Annotated in this window: 14 protein-coding genes; 5 read left to right on the forward strand and 9 right to left on the reverse strand. The window is 69.1% G+C overall.

The window, feature by feature from the left end:
• Window positions 1-1,071: 1,071 nt before the first annotated feature.
• The 4 genes from V5F26_RS03190 to galU form a co-directional block, all read right to left on the reverse strand.
• Entirely contained in the window at window positions 1,072-4,557 is a 3,486-nt protein-coding gene (locus tag V5F26_RS03190) for an indolepyruvate ferredoxin oxidoreductase family protein (protein ID WP_394947705.1), read from the reverse strand.
• Between the two features lie 358 nt (window positions 4,558-4,915).
• Window positions 4,916-5,947 (reverse strand): nickel/cobalt transporter, encoded by a 1,032-nt coding sequence (locus V5F26_RS03195; RefSeq protein ID WP_394058074.1) that lies wholly within the window; start codon window positions 5,945-5,947, stop codon window positions 4,916-4,918.
• 14 nt (window positions 5,948-5,961) lie between these two features.
• Window positions 5,962-6,597, reverse strand: a complete 636-nt coding sequence (locus V5F26_RS03200) for a DUF1007 family protein (protein WP_394058076.1) — start codon at window positions 6,595-6,597, stop codon at window positions 5,962-5,964.
• 142 nt (window positions 6,598-6,739) lie between these two features.
• On the reverse strand, window positions 6,740-7,624 hold the full coding sequence (gene galU / locus V5F26_RS03205; protein ID WP_234053179.1) for a UTP--glucose-1-phosphate uridylyltransferase GalU: 885 nt from the start codon (window positions 7,622-7,624) through the stop codon (window positions 6,740-6,742).
• A gap of 329 nt (window positions 7,625-7,953) precedes the next feature.
• Between galU and V5F26_RS03210 the strand changes: the two genes are divergently transcribed.
• A complete protein-coding gene (locus tag V5F26_RS03210) occupies window positions 7,954-9,288 on the forward strand; it encodes a lytic murein transglycosylase (RefSeq protein ID WP_394058078.1) in 1,335 nt (444 codons plus the stop codon).
• Window positions 9,289-10,029: 741 nt separating this feature from the next.
• Here V5F26_RS03210 and V5F26_RS03215 read toward each other — a convergent pair.
• Both V5F26_RS03215 and V5F26_RS03220 read right to left on the reverse strand, forming a co-directional pair.
• Window positions 10,030-11,430, reverse strand: a complete 1,401-nt coding sequence (locus V5F26_RS03215) for an ATP-binding protein (RefSeq protein ID WP_394947706.1) — start codon at window positions 11,428-11,430, stop codon at window positions 10,030-10,032.
• On the reverse strand, window positions 11,430-12,140 hold the full coding sequence (locus tag V5F26_RS03220; protein WP_234053182.1) for a response regulator: 711 nt from the start codon (window positions 12,138-12,140) through the stop codon (window positions 11,430-11,432). The genes V5F26_RS03215 and V5F26_RS03220 overlap by 1 nt, the downstream gene beginning before the upstream one ends.
• A 180-nt stretch (window positions 12,141-12,320) precedes the next feature.
• Between V5F26_RS03220 and V5F26_RS03225 the strand changes: the two genes are divergently transcribed.
• The 4 genes from V5F26_RS03225 (at window position 12,321) to V5F26_RS03240 (ending at window position 15,518) form a co-directional block, all read left to right on the forward strand.
• Window positions 12,321-12,632 (forward strand): hypothetical protein, encoded by a 312-nt coding sequence (locus V5F26_RS03225; protein ID WP_394947707.1) that lies wholly within the window; start codon window positions 12,321-12,323, stop codon window positions 12,630-12,632.
• Window positions 12,633-13,040: 408 nt separating this feature from the next.
• A complete protein-coding gene (locus V5F26_RS03230) occupies window positions 13,041-13,295 on the forward strand; it encodes a cysteine rich repeat-containing protein (RefSeq protein WP_394947708.1) in 255 nt (84 codons plus the stop codon).
• A gap of 156 nt (window positions 13,296-13,451) precedes the next feature.
• On the forward strand, window positions 13,452-14,297 hold the full coding sequence (locus V5F26_RS03235; protein ID WP_394947709.1) for a sterol desaturase family protein: 846 nt from the start codon (window positions 13,452-13,454) through the stop codon (window positions 14,295-14,297).
• A gap of 87 nt (window positions 14,298-14,384) precedes the next feature.
• On the forward strand, window positions 14,385-15,518 hold the full coding sequence (locus V5F26_RS03240; RefSeq protein ID WP_394058086.1) for a hypothetical protein: 1,134 nt from the start codon (window positions 14,385-14,387) through the stop codon (window positions 15,516-15,518).
• Between the two features lie 45 nt (window positions 15,519-15,563).
• On the opposite strand, the gene hslU is transcribed toward V5F26_RS03240, so the two are convergent.
• From hslU to V5F26_RS03255, 3 genes are all read right to left on the reverse strand, one after another.
• On the reverse strand, window positions 15,564-16,874 hold the full coding sequence (gene hslU, locus V5F26_RS03245) for an ATP-dependent protease ATPase subunit HslU (RefSeq protein WP_234053187.1): 1,311 nt from the start codon (window positions 16,872-16,874) through the stop codon (window positions 15,564-15,566).
• A gap of 68 nt (window positions 16,875-16,942) precedes the next feature.
• The gene (gene hslV, locus V5F26_RS03250) at window positions 16,943-17,491 is read right to left on the reverse strand and encodes an ATP-dependent protease subunit HslV (RefSeq protein ID WP_234053188.1); all 549 of its coding nucleotides are present in this window, start codon (window positions 17,489-17,491) and stop codon (window positions 16,943-16,945) included.
• Window positions 17,492-17,656: 165 nt separating this feature from the next.
• Window positions 17,657-18,451, reverse strand: coding sequence for an alpha/beta fold hydrolase (locus V5F26_RS03255; RefSeq protein WP_394947710.1), 795 nt, complete (start codon window positions 18,449-18,451; stop codon window positions 17,657-17,659).
• Window positions 18,452-18,470 lie beyond the last annotated feature (19 nt).

Genomic DNA, 18,470 nt, shown 5'->3' on the forward strand with positions numbered 1-18,470 from the left:
CTCGCACAAGGCGGAAACGGCATAGACGGGACCTATCACAGAGGGCATTGCAGCGCGCACCGGCAAAGGTGTTTTTCCCGCCACGACGGCTCGCAGACGAGGGGCACGAGCCTCCCCGGCCGCTTGACATTTAAGCAGCCCTGCCGTGCCAGAAACCGCGTTGAGGCGCGGGCTCGTCCCGCCAAAGTCCGGCACGGAAGGCGACCGGCCGATACACGGTCGCCCCCCCGCGCTCGCCTTGAGAAGCCGCCGGACCTTCTGACCCCACGCCGGGCACTCCCCCGATCGGCGCTTCTCGCCCACCACCGCTGTGCCCCCAAATCTCCCACACAAGCGGGAGGGGGAGCGGCCCACGGCCGCGCGGGTCCGGCCCGCATTGAAGAGCCACCCGACCGTGGCAGCGGGATCGCCGGCCGCATCCGGGGCGATCCGTGATCGGTGCGGGCTCTCCGCCACTGCGGCCGGTTCTCCACGCCTCCCCGCATGCGTAAAAGCGAGCGACCGGACAGCCAGCCCCCGCATTGCTCTCGCTCGCCTCGAAGAGCCGCTCGACCCTGGCCGCCGGATCGCCAGCCGCACGCGGGGCGATCCGTGATCAGGCGCCGCTCTCCCCGCCGCAGCCGGCTCCCTTCCCCGCATGCGGGGAAGGCGCGACCGGGCGGCCAACCACCGCATTGCTCTGGCCCGCCATGAAGAGCCACCTGACAACTACGGCCGAACCTCCAGCCGCACGCGGAGGACCCGTGATCCGCGCTGGCTCTCCGCCACTGCGGCCGGTTCTCCACCCCTCTCCCGCAGGCGGAGAGAGAGCGACCGGGCGGTCATCCACTGCATTGCTTGGCCCGCCGCCTCGAAGGGCCGCTCGACCGTGGCCGCCGGATCTCCAGCCGCGCGCGGGACGATCCGTGATCCACGCTCGCCCCCCGCAAGCGGGAGGGAGGGGTGTGAACCGGGGTGCTGGGGCGGAGGGGCGCGGTGCCATTGCCCTGGCGACCGCCGGATGGCGATGGGCCACACGCGCACGCGCCACGGCTACGGCGGCCGCGCGCGGCGGCCCACTTGGCGGCGCGGCTATTCCGCCGCCTGCGCGCGGATGGGCGCCGGGGCACGGAAGCGCATGAGCAGTTCCGCCTCCTCTGCCTTGGCCGCCTGGAGCTGCCGTACCTTCACCGGACCATAACCCCGGATCTTCTCCGGGATCGAGGCCAGCGCCACGGCCAGGGCGTGATTGCCGCCGTCGAGATCGGCGAGCACTTCGCCCATCAGCCGTTCGTAATCGGTGATCAGCGCCCGTTCGGTCCGCCGCTCTGCACTGCGTCCAAAGGGGTCCAGCGCCGTGCCGCGCAGCCCCTTCAGCTTCGCCAGCAGCCCCAGGGCCCGCAGCATCCAGGGCCCGAAGCGCATCTTGCGCGGCTCGCCGGTTGCCGGATCGGGGCGGGCGAACACCGGCGGGGCGAGATGGAACTCGAACTTCAGATCACCCTCGAAGGCCGAGGCCACCTGCTTGAGGAAAGCGCCGTCCGCATAGAGCCGCGCCACCTCGTATTCGTCCTTGTAGGCCATGAGCTTGAAGAGGTTGCGCGCCACCGCCTCGGTCAGGTCGGTGCGGCCGGGGGCGGCCTCCGCCTCGCGCCGGCGCACCTTGGTCACCAGCGCCTGATAGCGCGCGGCATAGGCGGCATCCTGATAGCGCGTGAGCTCCTCCACCCGCCGCGCGATGACCTCGTCGAGGTTTTGGGACAGGCGGCGGGCATCGCTCTGCGCCCCCGCCCCGCTCTGGGGTGCCACCAGGGCCTCCACGGCGGCGGGATCGTGGGCGGCGCGACGGCCCCACAGGAAGGCCGCCTGGTTCATGGCCACCGCCTCGCCATTGAGCGCGATGGCCTGGTTCAGCGCCTCGGCGGAGACCGGCAGGGCGCCGAACTGGTAGGCATAGCCCAGCATGAAAATGTTCTGCGCCAAAGACGAGCCGAACAAGGCAGTCGCCAGCCGGCTCGCCTCCACGAAATGGGTGTTACCCTCCCCCGCGGCCGCGCTGATGGTGCTCCGGATGCGCGCCGTGGGCAGGGAATAGTCGGCGTTGCGGGTGAAATCGCCGGGCATCACCTCGTGGGTATTCACCACCACCAGGGTTTCGCCCGGCTTCACCGCCGCCAGCACCTTGCGCGTGCCCGCCACCACGATGTCGCCGCCCAGCACCACATCGGCGCCGCGCGCCGGAACGCGGATGGCGGTGATGTCCGCCGGATCGTTGGCAAGGCGGATGTGGCTGTAGACAGCCCCGCCCTTTTGGGCGAGGCCGGCCATGTCGATCATGCCGCAGGCCTTGCCTTCCAGATGCGCCGCCATGCCCAGCAGCGCGCCGATGGTGACGACGCCGGTGCCGCCGACGCCGGTGGCGATGATGGAATAGGTGCCGTGGATCTGCGGCAGCGCCGGCTCGGGCAGCTCAGGCCACGCCCCAGCCCGACCCGCAATGGCTTCCGCCTTCCTCGGCTTCGCCCCGTGCACGGTGACGAAGGAGGGGCAGAAGCCGTTCACGCACGAAAAGTCCTTGTTGCAGGAGGATTGGTCGATCTCCCGCTTGCGGCCCCATTCGGTTTCCAGCGGCTGCACCGAGACGCAGTTGGACTTCACGCCGCAATCGCCGCAGCCCTCGCACACCCGCTCATTGATGATGACGCGCATGTCCGGGTCGGCGAACGCGCCGCGCTTGCGGCGGCGGCGCTTTTCCGCCGCGCAGGTCTGGTCGTAAATGAGCACGGTAACGCCGGGAATGGCCGCCAGTTCGCGCTGCACCGCGTCCAGCTCGTCCCGGTGATGGATGGTGAGGCCCGCCGGCCAGAGGGTGCCGGCCGGATATTTTTCCGGCTCGTCGGTCACCACCACCACGCGCTCGGCACCCTCCGCCGCCACCTGGCGGGCGATGACGGGCACGGTGAGATCGCCGTCGTGGCGCTGGCCGCCGGTCATGGCCACCGCGTCGTTGAACAGGATCTTGTAGGTCACGTTCACCCTGGCGGCGATGGCCGCGCGCAAGGCGAGATAACCCGAGTGATTGTAGGTGCCGTCGCCCAGATTCTGGAACACGTGGCCGCGCTTGGAGAAGGGTGCCTCGCCCACCCAATTGGCGCCCTCGCCGCCCATCTGGGTGAAGCCGGTGGTCTCCCGGTCCATCCACTGCACCATGTAATGGCAGCCAATGCCCGCATAAGCGCGCATGCCCTCCGGCACCTTGGTGGAGGAATTGTGCGGGCAGCCGGAGCAGAAATAGGGAATGCGGGTGGCCACGTCCTGGGTCGCGTCCAGCGCCTTCTGCGCCTCCTCCAGCCGCGCCACGCGGGCCGCGATATCCGCGATGGGCCCATAGGCCAGGAGCCGCTTGCCGAGCGCGATGGCGATGTCGTTGGGGTCGAGCGCGCCCTTCACGGGGAAGAGCCAGTTGCCGCTTTCGTCCTTCTTGCCGATACAGACCGGCTGGTTGGCGGTGCCGTAGAGCTCCTCGCGCACCTGCACCTCGATGAGGGAGCGCTTTTCCTCCACCACCATGATGAGGTCGAGCCCGCGGGCGAAGTCCCTCAGCCCCTCGGTCTCCAGCGGCCAGGGGCAGCCCACCTTCCAGATGCGGATGCCCAGGTCGTTGGCGCGCACCTCGTCGATGCCCAATTCGTCCAGCGCCAGGCGCACGTCGAGATAGCTCTTGCCCACCGTGGCGATGCCGATGCGCGCGCGCGGCCCGCCCGAGGTGACGAGGCGGTTGAGCCGGTTGGCCCTCAGGAAGTGCAGCACGGCATCACGCTTGTGCTCCTGCAGCCGCTCTTCCTGGGCGATGGCCGTGTCGCCCAGGCGAATATTGAGCCCGCCCGGCGGCATGATGAAATCGGCGGGATGGATGATCTCCACCCGGTCCAGCCGGCCATCCACGATGGCGGTGGACTCAATGGTGTCCTTCACCGCCTTCAGCCCCACCCAGGCGCCGGAGAAGCGCGAGAGGGCCCAGCCATAAAGGCCATAGTCGATGATCTCCTGAACACCGGCCGGGTTCAGCACGGGGATCATCACGTCGACGAAATGGAACTCGCTCTGGTGGGCGGTGGTGGAGCTCTCGCAGGTGTGGTCATCGCCCATCAAAGCCAGCACGCCGCCATGCTTCGAGGTGCCCGCATTGTTGGCGTGGCGGAACACGTCGCCGGAACGGTCCACCCCCGGCCCCTTGCCGTACCAAAGGCCGAACACGCCGTCGAACCGCCCCTCGCCCCGCAGTTCCGCCTGCTGGGAGCCCCACAAAGCGGTGGCGGCGAGATCCTCGTTGAGGCCCGACTGGAACTTGATGTCATTGGCCTTGAGGATCTTCTCGGCGCGGGTGAACTGCTGGTCGAGCCCGCCCAATGGCGAGCCGCGATAGCCGGTCACATAGCCCGCCGTATTGAGGCCGGCCTGCCGGTCGCGCGCCTTCTGCATCAGGGCCAGGCGCACCAGCGCCTGGGTGCCGGAGACGAACAGCCGTTCCTGTGAAAGGTCGTATTTGTCGTCCAGCGAGACCGACTTCAATGCCATGGAGCGCCTCCGTGCCGGCTCGTCTTTCGGCCGCCACCGCCCCCGCCCGGATCGCTCCGGACTGCGGCCAGATGGGCGGCCCTCAGCCGTTCAACTTTAGGCTGACACGGAGTGTCGCACCCGGCAATTTCGTTGTTTCCGCTCCCGGCGCAACGAAATTGCTCTCTAAACGGGCATGACGAATTTTAGTGCAATGCAAGATGGAAAGAACGGCGGCGCAGCACGCGCAAGGGCCCACCGCCCCGCAGCGCAGCAAGAATCGGACGCTTTCAGGCATCGGAACCCGCATGGGAGGCCCTGCACGGGAAACCCTGCACCGGACCCGGCGTGGGCACAGAGCGCGGCGGGGTGGCGGGCGTCAGCCCGGCAGCAGCCGCTCGCTTTCCAGGTAGCCCGTCAGCAGGGCAAGGCCGAACAGCATGACCAGCACGGCGGCGCTCAGTTCCACCCCGCCGCGCAGGATGCTGCCCCAGCGCCCGTCGCCGCCAGCCAGCCAGACCGCGAAGCGCTTGCCGTACACGGCTAGGGCGGCGATGCCGGTGACAGTGAGGGCCGTGCCCAGCCCCATCGCGAAGGCGGACATCACCCCGCTCATGAACACCCCCTGCGAGAGGGCGAAGGTGAGCACCAGGATCGCGCCGGAGCAGGGCCGCGCGCCGGCCGAGACCACCGCCACCAGGGCCCGCCGCCAGCCGCCATTGGCGACCAGCACCGGGTCGGGCGCATGAGCATCGCCACAGCCGCAATCGGCGCCGTGCGGCTCTTCGCCCCGCAGGGCGCGCAGCAGGCTCCGCCCCTTGGTGAAGGTGAGATAGAGCCCGAACAGGGCGATGCCGCCATAGGCCGCAATTTCCACCACGTTCATGGCCCGCGCCATGGACACCGCGGTGGCTCCGAGCAGCACCGCCAAGATGCCGACGAAAGCGATGGCCGCCACCGCCTGCACCATGCCCGCCGCCAGCGACAAGAGCGCGCCGCGGCGCAGGGTGCCGCCATCTGCCAGCAGGTAGGAGGAGATCACCGCCTTGCCGTGGCCGGGACCGGCCGCGTGGAACACGCCATAGGCGAAGGAGAGGCCCACCAGGAAGAACGCGCCGTGGCCATCGGTCTTGGCGGCCCGCACGGCCTGCACCAGGGCGCGATAGAATTCCGCCTGTCGGGCGATGATGTAGCCGCCGATGCCGGACGGATGCACCCCACCCCCAAGCCCGAACGGCGTGGCCCGGGCGCCGCCGGGCGCCGCCCCCTGGCTCACCGCCTGTCCCAGGGACTGGGCGAAAGCGAAATCGGGGAAGAACAGAAGCGCCACCAGCAAGGCGAACGCCGCAAGGCTCACCGCCACCAGCACGGCGCCGGCGAGCCACTTGGCCGAAGCAGAGGCCGGAGCCATCCAGGTGCTTGGCGTCACGGGCACTTCACCGTGATCTTGTCGGCATATTGGGCGCCGTAATTGCTGGAGGCCGACAGCTTCGCGAAGAAGGATTCGTCGAGCGGCGAATTCTGCTGTTCAGGCGAATCCACCTTCATGCTGCAGCTCGCGGGGGCGCCCACCATCTTGGCCGGATCCTTCTCGGCGAAGGTGAAGGAGATGAAGTAGGTGGGGTCGTAGATATCCACCGTCAGCGTTCCCTTGGCGGGGAAGGGTTTCTTCAAAGGCAGCGTGAAGTGGAGGGTCAGCGCGTCGTCGGTATAGGTCAGGTAGTAGTCGATGGGATCATCGAAGGCGAGCTTCGCGGTGGCCGACTTGGCCGTGACGAAATAGTCATACTCCTTCAGCGAATCCACGTTCACCTGGGCGAGCGGCTTCAGCACGTCGTCGCCATAGGTGCCGTCCTTCTGCTTCTCGAGCCCCTGGAGCGCGAAGGCCGTGAAGGCTTCGTCGAAGGTCCAGGCCTGGCGCAGCCCCGTCAGGTCGCCGTCAGGCCCGTAGACGAGCTCGGTGCGCATGGTGACCCACACGTGCGGGTGGGCGGATGCCGGGCGCGGCATCGCGGCGGCGATCGTCAGCACAAGGGCCAACAGCGCGAAACGCATCATCATGTTCGCTCCATCCTCACCCCTGCCTCACCGTTGCTGATTCTCCGCCCGACGCCGGCTCGCTTTGCTGCTCTCGCCTGGAAACGTGCCGGAATGGTGGCGGCGCAGGCCGCCCCACGCCAGCCGGCCGCCCGGGCGCGCCCCGTCAGTTGCTCTCCAGCATCTGCTTCAGGGCGACGCGGAAATCGCTTTCGATGTCGGGCCGCGAGAGGGCATAGGCCACATTGGCCATGAGGAAGCCGATCTTGGAGCCGCAGTCATAGATGGCGCCGTCGAAGGTGACGGCGTAGAAATTCTCCTGCTCCTTCAGCTTCAGCATGGAGTCGGTGAGCTGGATTTCACCGCCCGCGCCGCGCTCCTGCTTGGCGAGCAGGTCGAAGATGGTGGGCTGGAGGATGTAGCGGCCGGAAATGGCAAGGTTGCTCGGCGCGGTGCCGGGCTTGGGCTTTTCCACCATCTGCGTGATGGCCTGGGCCTTGCCGTGAGAGGCGCCAGTGCCAACGATGCCATATTGGTGGGTCTGGTCGTCGGGCACTTCGTACACCGAGAGCATGTTGCCGCCGGTCTCGTTATAGGCCTCCACCATGGTGGCGAGGCAGCCCTTGCCGTTCTTGGCCATGTGCAGCATGTCCGGCAGCAGCAGCGCGAACGGCTCGTCGCCGATGAGGTCGCGCGCGCACCAAACCGCATGGCCCAGGCCGAGAGGCAGCTGCTGGCGGGTGAAGGAGGTGGTTCCGGCCTTCGGGGTATCGCGGTCGAGCTGCTCCAGCTCCTTGGTCTTGCCGCGCTCCTGCAGGGTGCGCTCCAGCTCGAACTGGCGGTCGAAATGGTCCTCGATCACGGCCTTGTTGCGCCCGGTCACGAACACGATGTGCTCGATGCCCGCCGCCCGGGCCTCGTCCACCACATGCTGGACCACGGGGCGGTCCACCACGGTCAGCATTTCCTTCGGCACCGCCTTGGTGGCCGGAAGGAAACGGGTGCCGAGGCCCGCCACGGGCAGAATGGCCTTGCGAATGGGCTTACGCATATCGTGAAGTCCGCCTTGACTTTTTGGAGGCTCCGCAGCCCCTGGGGCACATGAATGCCGCGCAGCTATCAATCAGAATGCAGGCCGAAATCTGGCAGTTCATGGTTGATGTTTCCCTAACCGCAGCCAAACCCCATGACGCTGCGGAAGACATCTGGCGCCGATCCCACGACCACCACCGCTCCGACCGGTCCGCGCCCTCTAAAAGGCGCAAATTCCGGGCCCATGTTAACCTTGGCGCAACCAGGTTGGACGCCCAGTAGGGATGAAACGGCAAAAGCCGCGAATGGCCGCCAATGGCGGCGCGAGATGCGACGAGGGTTCACCATATGGCTTCCACGACCACTGAGGGCGCCGCGGTCAAGGGCCTGCTTGGCGCCGCCCTGGCCCTGGCGGCGGCTTGTCTGATTACGCCTGCAAGCGCCCAGGCGCAGACCACCGGCTCCATCTTCGGCGGCTTCAACGGCTTTGCCGCGCCCCAGCAGCAGAGCGGCGGCGGCCATCCGGAAATGACACCCCAGGCCATTGCCGCGGCCCAGGCGAACTTCCCCAACTGCATCGCATCCATGTGGCCGCTCGCCCAGTCCAAGGGCGTGTCGCGTCGGACCTTCGAGCGTTACACCAGCTCGCTCCAGCCCGACATGAAGATCATGGACTTCCTGGACAGCCAGCCGGAATTCTCCAAGCCCACCGGCGCCTATGTCACCATGCTGGTGAGCGACTGGCGGGTGAAGAAGGGCAAGGAGATCCTGGCCCGCTACAAGCCCATCTTCGACCAGGTGGAGCGCGCCTATGGCGTGGACCGCTACGCGGTGGCCGCCATCTGGGGCATCGAATCCACCTATGGCGACCCCAAGGGCATCGGCAGCCGCAACGTGCTGGTTTCCACCGCCACCCTCTCCTGCATCGGCCGGCGGCAGGACTATTTCCGCGACGAGTTCATCGCCACCCTGCAGATCCTGGACAAGGACGACGTGCCCTATGACCACCTGAAAGGGTCGTGGGCGGGCGCGTTCGGCCCCACCCAGTTCATGCCCACCTCGTTCCAGCGCTTCGCCGTGGACTTCGACCGCGACGGCAAGCGCAACGTGGTGGATTCCATCCCCGACATCATCGCCTCCACCGCCAACAACCTGAAGCTGGACGGCTGGGAATTCGGCAAGGCCTGGGGCTACGAGGTGGTGCTGCCCAAGGGCTTCGACTACCGCTACGTCAATCGCACCTTCAAGCAGTCGCTGGGCCAGTGGTCGAGCCTCGGCGTGACGCGGCCGGGCGGCAAGGGCTTTCCGCGCGCCTCGGACCAGGCCTATCTGCTGCTGCCGGCGGGCGCCAACGGCCCCGCTTTCCTGATGCTCGGCAATTTCAACGCGATCCTGAAGTACAATCCGGCCGATGCCTATGCCCTCGCCATCGGCCACTTGGCGGACCGGCTGCGCGGCGGCGGCGAATTCGCCCAGGCCTGGCCGAAGGAAGAGCGCGGCCTCTCCAAGGCGGAGCGGCTGGAAATTCAGGGCCGCCTCTCCCAGATGGGCTACGACATCGGCAACGTGGACGGCATTCTGGGCCAGAAGACCAAGAGCGCCATCCAGGATTATCAGGTGCGCCGCGGCCTCCTGCCCGATGGCTATCCAGACGTCGCCCTCCTCGAGCAGATGCGCCGCTGAGCGCCACCACACGGAGGGGGCGCGCCGCGCCCCTCTCCCACCGCCCGTCCCAGGCTCCGTCGCGGACGGGCCCTGGCATGACGGGCGCGCGCAAGGTCCGTTCGCCGGATGCCCCTTCGCGGCCGAAACGGTTGCCCGGGTGCTTGAAGGACGCGCGTCGAAACAAAGGGATAGCGGGCCTCAGCGGATCCATGAAAAGCTGATACGGCCGCAGTTGCGGGCAGCCACTGCGCGCGCATTCCCTGCGGGGCCGCTTGGCCCAAGCGCGCCTGACCGCCAGTCCCCTGCGCCACAGCCCCACCCTTCGCGCCATCCACCAGGACGAATCGCCCTTCCAAAAGGGGCCGTCCGGACCCAGGGGCGCCGAACCACGTTGCGGGCAGCCACTGCGCGCGCATTCCCTGCGGGGCCGCTTGGCCCAAGCGCGCCTGACCGCCAGTCCCCTGCGCCACAGCCCCACCCTTCGCGCCAGCCACCAGGACGAATCGCCCTTCCAAAAGGGGCCGTCCGGGCCCAGGGGCGCCGCACCACGCGGCGACGGGGAAACATCCGGCGCGGACCGATAGGGACAAAGGCCGCGTCCGCCGCCGAGCAGCCATCTTGGAGACGCCCGCCCCTCGGCTGCGCCATGGGCTTCCCGCTTCAACCACGCGAGGCCGCGCAGCGACGCAGGCCACGTCCACAGCCGAACGCCCATCCTGCCGGCACCCGCTCATCCGGCACCGCCATGCGCCGCCTGCTTCAGCCGCGCCCGGCAAGGTCCCCGCCGGGCACGCCGCCCGCCGGCCCGCTGTCGAGGCGGGGCAGTGCCACGATCACCCGCGCGCCGCCGCCGGCGCGATCCGCGATCTCGATGCGTCCGCCGTGGGCCTCCACGATCTGGCGCACGATGGTGAGGCCGAGGCCGGCGCCGCCGCGCTCCCTGTTGCGGGAGGGCTCCAGGCGGAAGAAGGGCTCGAACACCGCCTCGCGCGCCGCCTGCGGAATGCCGGGTCCGCGGTCCTCGACGATGAGCTCCACACTGGCGCCGCGCGGCGCCAGGCTCACATCGGCGCGGCCGCCATAGGCCAGGGCATTCCCCACCAGGTTCGCCAGCACCCGCGCCAGCGCGCCCGGCGTTCCCAGCACCAGATGGGGCCCGCCGGCCCCCGCGAGCGTCATGGCCGCGCCCTGGGCAAGGCGCGCGTCCAGCTCGGCCCGTGCCAGGGGCGAGAGGTCCACCGGCTCGGCGCCCGCCCCGGCGAAGGCGGCCCGCGCATAGGATAGCGCGTCATTCACCAGCGCCTGCATGTCTTCCACGTCGGTCTTGGCCTTAGCCACCTGCGCGTCCGGCTCCATCAGCTCCAGCCGCAGCCGCAGGCGGGTGATGTAGGTCTTCAGGTCGTGGCTGATGGCGCCGAGCACGAGGGTGCGGTTGCGCACCAGCTCGGAAATGCGCGCCTGCATGGCGTTCACCGCCCGCGTCACGGCGCGCACCTCCGGTGCGCCACGCTCGACGACCTCCTTGGGCTCCAGGTCGGCGCCGAACCGCTCCACCGCCGCCGCGAGATCGGTGAGGGGGCGCACCTCCCGCCGCACCGCCAGCAGGGCCACGAACGCCACCAGGAAGCCAAGCACCCCGGCCAGCATGCCCACCGGCAGGCCAAGCAGGCGCACCACCAGGTCGCCGCCCGCCGTCACCTCCAGAAAGCCACCCTGGCGCAGCGCCACCACCACACGCAGCCGCGCGCCGGAAAGATCGCTCAGGCGCTCCACCGGCTGCTCGCCCAGGCGGGGGGAGGTGAGCAGGCTGATCATGACCTGCCGTTGCGGATCGCCGCCCAGAAGGTTTCGCAGCCGCTGGGCCAGGGGCGCCAGCACCGCCGTGGTGCGCATGTGCGGCACCTCGGCCAGGTAGCGTGGCGAAAAGCCGGTGCTGGTGGCGGCCTCCAGAGCCAGTTCCCGCTGGGCGGGCGCGATCTCCTCCGCCGCCCGCGCCACGGCGGCGATCTGCCCCATGAGCGGGACGATGGTGACCTGGCCATTCATGGCGCGGCTGCGCTCCACCATGTAGGCCGCCACCATCAGCAGCTGCACCAGCGCCAGCGCGCCCACCACGATCAGCGCTAGCCGCGCGGCGATGCCAAAACGATGCGGCCCCATCACAGCACGCGCACGTCCAGGGCGAACAGATAGCCGCCATTGCGCACGGTCTTGATGAAGCCGCCCGCCTCCCCATCCACCGTCGAGAGCTTGCGCCGCAGGCGGCTCACGGAGACGTCGATGGTGCGGTCGAACGGGTCGGCGGTGCGCCCGCGCGTCCAATCCAGAAGCTGGTCGCGGGACAGCACCCGCTTGGGCCGTTCCAGGAAGCAGGCGAGCAGCTCGAACTCGGCCGAGGTCAGCTCCACCACGCCATCGGCGTGGGTGAGGCCGCGGGCATCCAGGTCCGCCACAAAGCCGGCGAAGGCGAGACGGCGGGTGGGCTCCGGGGCGCCCTGTGTTTCTGTCCGCCGCAGGACGGCGCGGATGCGGGCCAGCAGCTCGCGTGGATTGAACGGCTTCGGCAGATAGTCGTCCGCGCCCATCTCCAGGCCCACGATGCGGTCCACGTCGTCGCCCTTGGCGGTGAGCATGAGGATGGGCAGGCTGCTCCGCGCCCGCAGGCGCCGGCAGATGGACAGGCCATCCTCCCCCGGCAGCATCAGATCCAGCACCACCAGGTCCGGCCGGGCCGAATGAAGCAGTCGGTCCATGGTGACGCCGTCCTCGGCGGCGAGCACGCCGAAGCCCTCGCGTCCGAGGAAATCGGCCAGAAGCGAGCGAATCTCGCGGTCGTCCTCCACCAGGAGGATGGTGCGTTGCAGCGGCATGGCCCCACTTTCGCGGTGATCCGGCCCGGCATCAATGCACGGCGACGCGCCCGTTACAAAACGTTACGCCAGCGGCCCGCCGTGCAATTCGCGGGCAAAGGCTACCGCCCACTCTCCCGCCATCGCGACGGGCCCGGCCTGGGAAGCCCCCTCGGGGCGCGCTGCGAAGGAGATTTTCACATGAAGCCCATCATGCTGTCCGCATTCATCACCGCGGCCGCGAGCCTCTGGGCCATCGCGCCGGCCGGGGCCTGGGAGCGCTCCGGCTCCGTCACCACCGCGCGGGGCATGACCACCGCCAGCGCCTCTGGGGGCTGCGCCGGCGGCACCTGCTCGCGCAGCGCCAGTGTCACCGGGCCCCAGGGCTATGGCGCGTCCCGCACCGGCTCCGTGTCCGCCAGCGGCAATTCCTCCCTCAGCTATGGGCGCACCACCACCGGCCCCGCCGGCGGCAGCGTCACCCGCTCCGGCTCGGTAAGCGTCAGCCGCTAGGGTCGATCGGCACCGGAGCAACAAGGACGTCCGGAGCCCGTTCCCGCGTCCGGGCGAGACCCGCGCACCGTTGGCCCTGACGGCGGAGCGGCTTTGGCTCTGTCCCCGGCATTGCCGCTCGCCACGCTTGTGGGCCTGCGCTCCAAACGCTTCGCCCTCCCCACCAGGGGGCAACCGCGGGCACCTTGGCGGGAGAGCGCCGGCCTCAAGCGGTGCCCTGACATTCAGCTCGCCCCGGAGCGCCTTCGCGCGACGCGGGTGCAAGGCCCCTGCGTGAAATCAAACCTCTAGAGCACTCCCGCTTCCGCAGAACGCGGGAGTGCCCGCAGGTACCGCCGCATCCGGGCCGCGGCCACCCAAGGGGGCCATGGTCCCCGCATCCGCCATTGTCATCATAGGAGACTAGCCATGTCCGCCTTCACCCGTGCCCCCGTCCGCGCGCTGGCCGCGCTTCTCACCGGCTCCGCCCTTCTCATGTCCGCTCCCGCCTTCGCGCAGTCGCTGGCCGACCTGCAGAAGGCCTGCGGGGCCGATGTGAAGACCCTGTGCGGTGGCATCCAGCCCGGCGGCGGCCGCATCAAGGCCTGCCTGATGGAAAAGTCGGACCAAGTCTCAGCGGCCTGCAAGGCCGCCATCGCCGCCGCCGCGCAGGCCAAGCAATAAGGTCGACCGGCCCCGGCCCAGCTTCTCGCCCGCGAGGGGCCGGGGAGACCCCCCGCGCCCCTTCTCGACGCCCGATCGCCGCGAAAGCGGCTACTTGTGGCGCGGTGGGGCCAGGAGCGGTGGGGCCAGACGCGGCAGGTGCCGGGAAGGGATGACATGATGGGCCTCTTCACCACGCTTCAGGGCGCGACGCCGGGCGCCGGGCTCACCTTCGCTGCTCTCGCGCTGCTGCTCATGGGCGGCGAGTTCGCCTGGCTCCGCCTTCAGGGCGCGCACGCGCACGATGGGTCGGAATCCGCCGCCTCCCTGGTGGTGGCGGCAGGCAATAAGGTCATCGGCGTGCTCACGGCCGGACTGGTGGCGGGGCCGGTGATGCTGGTCGCGGAATACCGGCTGCTCGACCTGTCCATCAACGGGCCGCTGATGGCCGCGCTGCTGTTCGTGGCAGTTGACTTCACCTATTACGTCCATCACCGCGCCATGCACCGGGTGCGCTGGCTGTGGGCGAGCCATGCGGTGCACCACTCCTCCAGCCGCATCAATCTCACGGCGGCGGTGCGCCTGGCCTGGGGCGGGCCGCTCACCGGGGGCCTCCTGTTCTACCTGCCCCTGGTGCTGCTGGGGTTTCCGCCACTGGCGGTGTTCGGCATGCTGGGGCTGAACCTCACCTACCAATTCTTCCTGCACCTCGCCCACCCGCCGCATCTGGGGCCGCTGGAGTGGGTGTTGAACACGCCCCGCCACCATCTGGTGCACCACGCGGCCAACCCCTCCTGCCTCGATCGCAATTTTGGCGGGGTGCTGATCGTGTTCGACCGCCTGTTGGGCACGTTCGCGCCCACACCCGCAGGGGAATCGCTGGTGTTCGGCCTCGCCGGCGGTGCGCGGGCCACTCATCCGCTGGCCATCGTGGTGGTGGGCTGGGCGCCGATGCTGAAGGATGCCTGGGTCGCACGGGGCATCCGGGCACGGCTTTCGGTGCTGTTCGGCCCTCCATCCTGAGATACATCCTCAGGTTGGACATCTCACCCCCTCGCGGCGCAGGCTTGTCCCCTGCTAGCATCGGGCAAGCTGCGTTAGGAGTGGGTCATGTGGTTCGACGACCATCGTCCTCTCACGCCCGGCGCGCCGGATCTCCGCCGGCGCCTCGATGAGGACGCGTTCCGTCCGCTCGGTATCAGCCATGTCTGTCTGACCGAAGCGGACTTCGGCATTGAGGAGAGCATTCGCGGCCACCTGCCCTATGGCCTGCTGCGCAGCTTCAGGCGCGCGGGACCGGGGGCACCGCCCGCGACCGGCCGGCGCGTGCTGGTGGTGGCGCCCATGGCGGGGGGCTTTCCCTTCCTCATGCGCGATCTGGTGGTGTCGCTGCTGGCGGTGGCCGACGAGGTCGCCATCACCGATTGGCCCGATGCGCGCTACGTGCCGGTTTCCGCCGGCCCCTTCGGCTTCGCCGACAATTGCATCGAGACCGCCCAGATGGTGCGGGCGCTGATGGAAGACGGCACCACCACCCATGTGGTGGGCGTGTGCCAGGGCACGGTGCCGGCGCTGGTGAGTTCCCTGCTGCTGGCCGATGAAGGGCTCGCGCCAGCCAGCCTCACCCTCATGGGCGGGCCCATCGACCCCTCGCGCAACCCGACCCGGCTGTGGCGGATGCTTCAGGACCGCTCCCTGGACGCACTGGAAAAGCAGATCATCGAGACCGTGCCCGAGCGCTTTCCCGGCTGGGGACGGCGGGTCTTTCCCGCATGGCGGCAAACGGATACCTTTGCCCTTTATCTCTGGCGCCAGAGCATCACCGGTGGGCGGCTGCCCTTCCAGCTCGCCTTCGACGAGGGCGAGGACCCCATCCGCTACCCCCTGGCACGGCTGTGCTGGACGCTGATGGACGTGCCCGGCGAATTCTTCATGGAGAATGTGGCCACCATCTTCCGGGCCAACGCCCTGGCCCATGGCAGCCTCGCGGTCGCCGGCCACAGGGTGGACCCGGCGGCCCTGCGCGACACCGCGCTCCTCACCATCGAGGGCGAGGAGGACGACATCTCCGCCCTCAGCCAGACGGCGGCGGCCCACGAGCTGTGCGTGAACGTGCCGGACAGCCGCCGCGCCCGCCTGGTGGTGCCCCAGGCGGGGCACTTCGCCCTGTTCTACGGGCGGCTGATGCGCACCCAGGTCATTCCGGCCATCACCGGCATCATGGCCACCGCCGAAGCCGGCTGACCGGCCCCGGCCAGCCGGGGGAAACGCCCCCGGCTCCAGACATACTCAGAGGATGAAGCGGCTGAGATCGGCATTCTTGGCGAGGTCCGCCACGCGCGAGCGCACATAGTCCGCATCGATCAGCACCGTCTCGCCGGAGCGGTCGGGGGCGGTGAAGGAGAGATCGTCCAGCACCCGTTCCACCACCGTCTGCAGCCGGCGGGCGCCGATATTCTCCACGCTGGCATTCACCTCCACCGCCACGTCGGCGATGGCCTCCACCGCGTCGGCGGTGATGGTGAGGCTGACGCCCTCGGTCTCCATCAAGGCCACCGACTGCTTGACGAGGCTCGCCTCGGTCTCGGTGAGGATGCGCACGAAATCGGCCCGGGTCAGCGCCTCCAGCTCCACCCGGATGGGCAGGCGGCCCTGCAGCTCCGGCAGAAGATCCGAAGGCTTGGAGACGTGGAAGGCGCCGGAGGCGATGAACAGGATGTGGTCCGTCTTCACCGGCCCATGCTTGGTGGACACGGTGGTACCCTCGATCAGCGGCAGCAGGTCGCGCTGCACGCCCTCGCGGGAGACGTCGGCGCCCGAGCGACCCTCCCGGCCGGCGATCTTGTCGATCTCGTCCAGGAACACGATGCCGTTATTTTCCACCGCATGGATGGCGTCCTGCACGGTGGCATCCTGGTCGATGAGCTTGTCGGCCTCCTCCGTGAGAAGAAGGGGATGGGCCTCCTTCACCGTCACGCGGCGGGGCTTGGCGCGACCGCCAAAGGCCTTGCCCAGCATGTCGCCCAGCGAGATGGCGCCCATCTGCGCGCCCGGCATTCCGGGAATCTCGAACAAGGGCATGCCACCGCCGCCCGCCTGCAGCTCGATCTCCACTTCCTTGTCGTCCAGCTCGCCGGCGCGCAAGCGCTTCCTGAAGGCGTCACGGGTGGCGGGGGAAGCGTTGGCACCCACCAAGGCGTCGAGCACGCGGCCCTCAGCGGCGAGATGGGCCTTGGCCTGCACGTCCTTGCGCTTGGCCTCGCGCACCAAAGCGATGCCGACCTCCAGGAGGTCGCGCACGATCTGCTCCACGTCGCGGCCCACATAGCCCACTTCCGTGAACTTGGTGGCCTCCACCTTGAGGAAGGGCGCGCCCGCCAGCTTGGCCAGGCGGCGGGAAATCTCGGTCTTGCCGACGCCGGTGGGACCGATCATGAGGATGTTCTTGGGCAGCACCTCCTCACGCAGCTTGTCGTCCAGCTTCAGCCGGCGCCAGCGGTTGCGCAGGGCGATAGCCACCGCGCGCTTGGCGTTCGCCTGGCCGACGATGTGGCGGTCGAGCTCGGAGACGATCTCGCGGGGGGAAAAGTCGCTGCTCATGCGGGTCTGGTATCCTGGCGGTGTTGCATCCGTGCGCGGGGCTGAGCGCGCGCGAAACCCGGCGGCCCTCAGGCGCCGATGGTCTCCACGGTGACGTTGCGGTTGGTGTAGATGCAGATGTCGGCGGCGATCTCCAGCGCGCGGCGGGCGATGGCTTCCGGATCGTCCTGGTGGTCCACCAAAGCGCGGGCGGCGGCCAGCGCATAGGACCCGCCCGAGCCGATGGCGGCGATGCCCGCCTCCGGTTCCAGCACGTCGCCGGTGCCGGTGAGCACCAGCGTCACGGTGGCGTCGGCCACGATCATCATGGCTTCCAGCCGGCGCAGATAGCGATCCGTGCGCCAGTCCTTGGCCAGTTCCACGGCGGCGCGCTGGAGCTGACCGGGATACTGCTCCAGCTTGCCTTCCAGGCGCTCGAACAGGGTGAAGGCGTCGGCGGTGGCTCCGGCGAAACCGCCGATCACATCCCCCCGCCCCAGGCGCCGCACCTTGCGCGCATTGGCCTTCAGCACCGTATTGCCCAGCGTCACCTGCCCGTCACCGGCGATGGCGACCCGGCTGCCCTTGCGGATGGAAACAATGGTGGTGCCGTAAATGGTATCCGGGGACGAATGCATCAAGCGCTCCGCTCGGGCCGCGCCTGCCCCCGGCGGGGCGTTGGGCGCGGCGCATGACTTCCTGGCGTGGAGCACCACCGGGTGGGCTCCGCCTGGGGCTTACTTATGCCGTTCCGCGCCGTGCGCAATGCGTGAGCGCAAAGGGGGCAGGAAAAGGCGCGCCCCTCAATCCGCGGCGAGGAAGCGCCGCACCACGTCGGCAAAGGCTTCCGGCTGCTCCACCATGGGACAATGGCCGCTGTCCGCGAGCTCGTCGAGGTCCGCCACCCCCGGCAGCCCGAGCACCAGCTCCCGCGCCATGGCGGGGGAGAACAGGCGGTCACCGTCGGCATAAAGCACCAGGGTGGGCACCCGGATGGCATGGAGCCGGTCCAGCGTATCGGCCGCGACGCAGGCCTCGAGCTGGCGCAGGAAGGCGGCCTTGGGCTGGGTGAGGCCCGCATCGAGCGCAGCCTGGACGAAATCGTAAAGGGCGTTGCGCCTCAGCATGTGCTCGCCGATGACAAAGCTGGTGAGGGCGGCGCCGAACACCAATTCATCGTCGAGCTGTCGCCGAAGATCGCCCAAAAGCTGCATGATCTGCCGGCTATAGAGATCATGCCGCGCGAAGCTGTTGGCCAGCACCATGCGCCCCACCCGCTGCGGCGCCATGATGGCGAGCTCCTGGGCGATAGCGCCGCCCATGGAATGGCCGATCACATGGGCGCTGCCGATGCCCGCCGCATCCAGCACCGCCAGCGCGTCGCGCGCCATGTCGGCGACCGTGTAGGGCCCCTGGGCAAGGCTGCTCTTGCCGATGTCGCGAGGGTCGAATTCGATGAGCGTGAAGCCCGCGAGCCGCGGCCGGACCAGGCCCCAGAACGCTCGCTGGGCCGAGAGGCCGGAGAGGAGAAGGAGAGCCGGCCCCTCGCCGGTCACCTGATAATCCAGCACAATTCCGTCATTGGAAGCGGTCGGCATTGCGTTTCCCGTTGGCTAC

Source organism: Xanthobacter variabilis (genome assembly GCF_043831965.2).
Classification (GTDB): Bacteria; Pseudomonadota; Alphaproteobacteria; order Rhizobiales; family Xanthobacteraceae; genus Xanthobacter.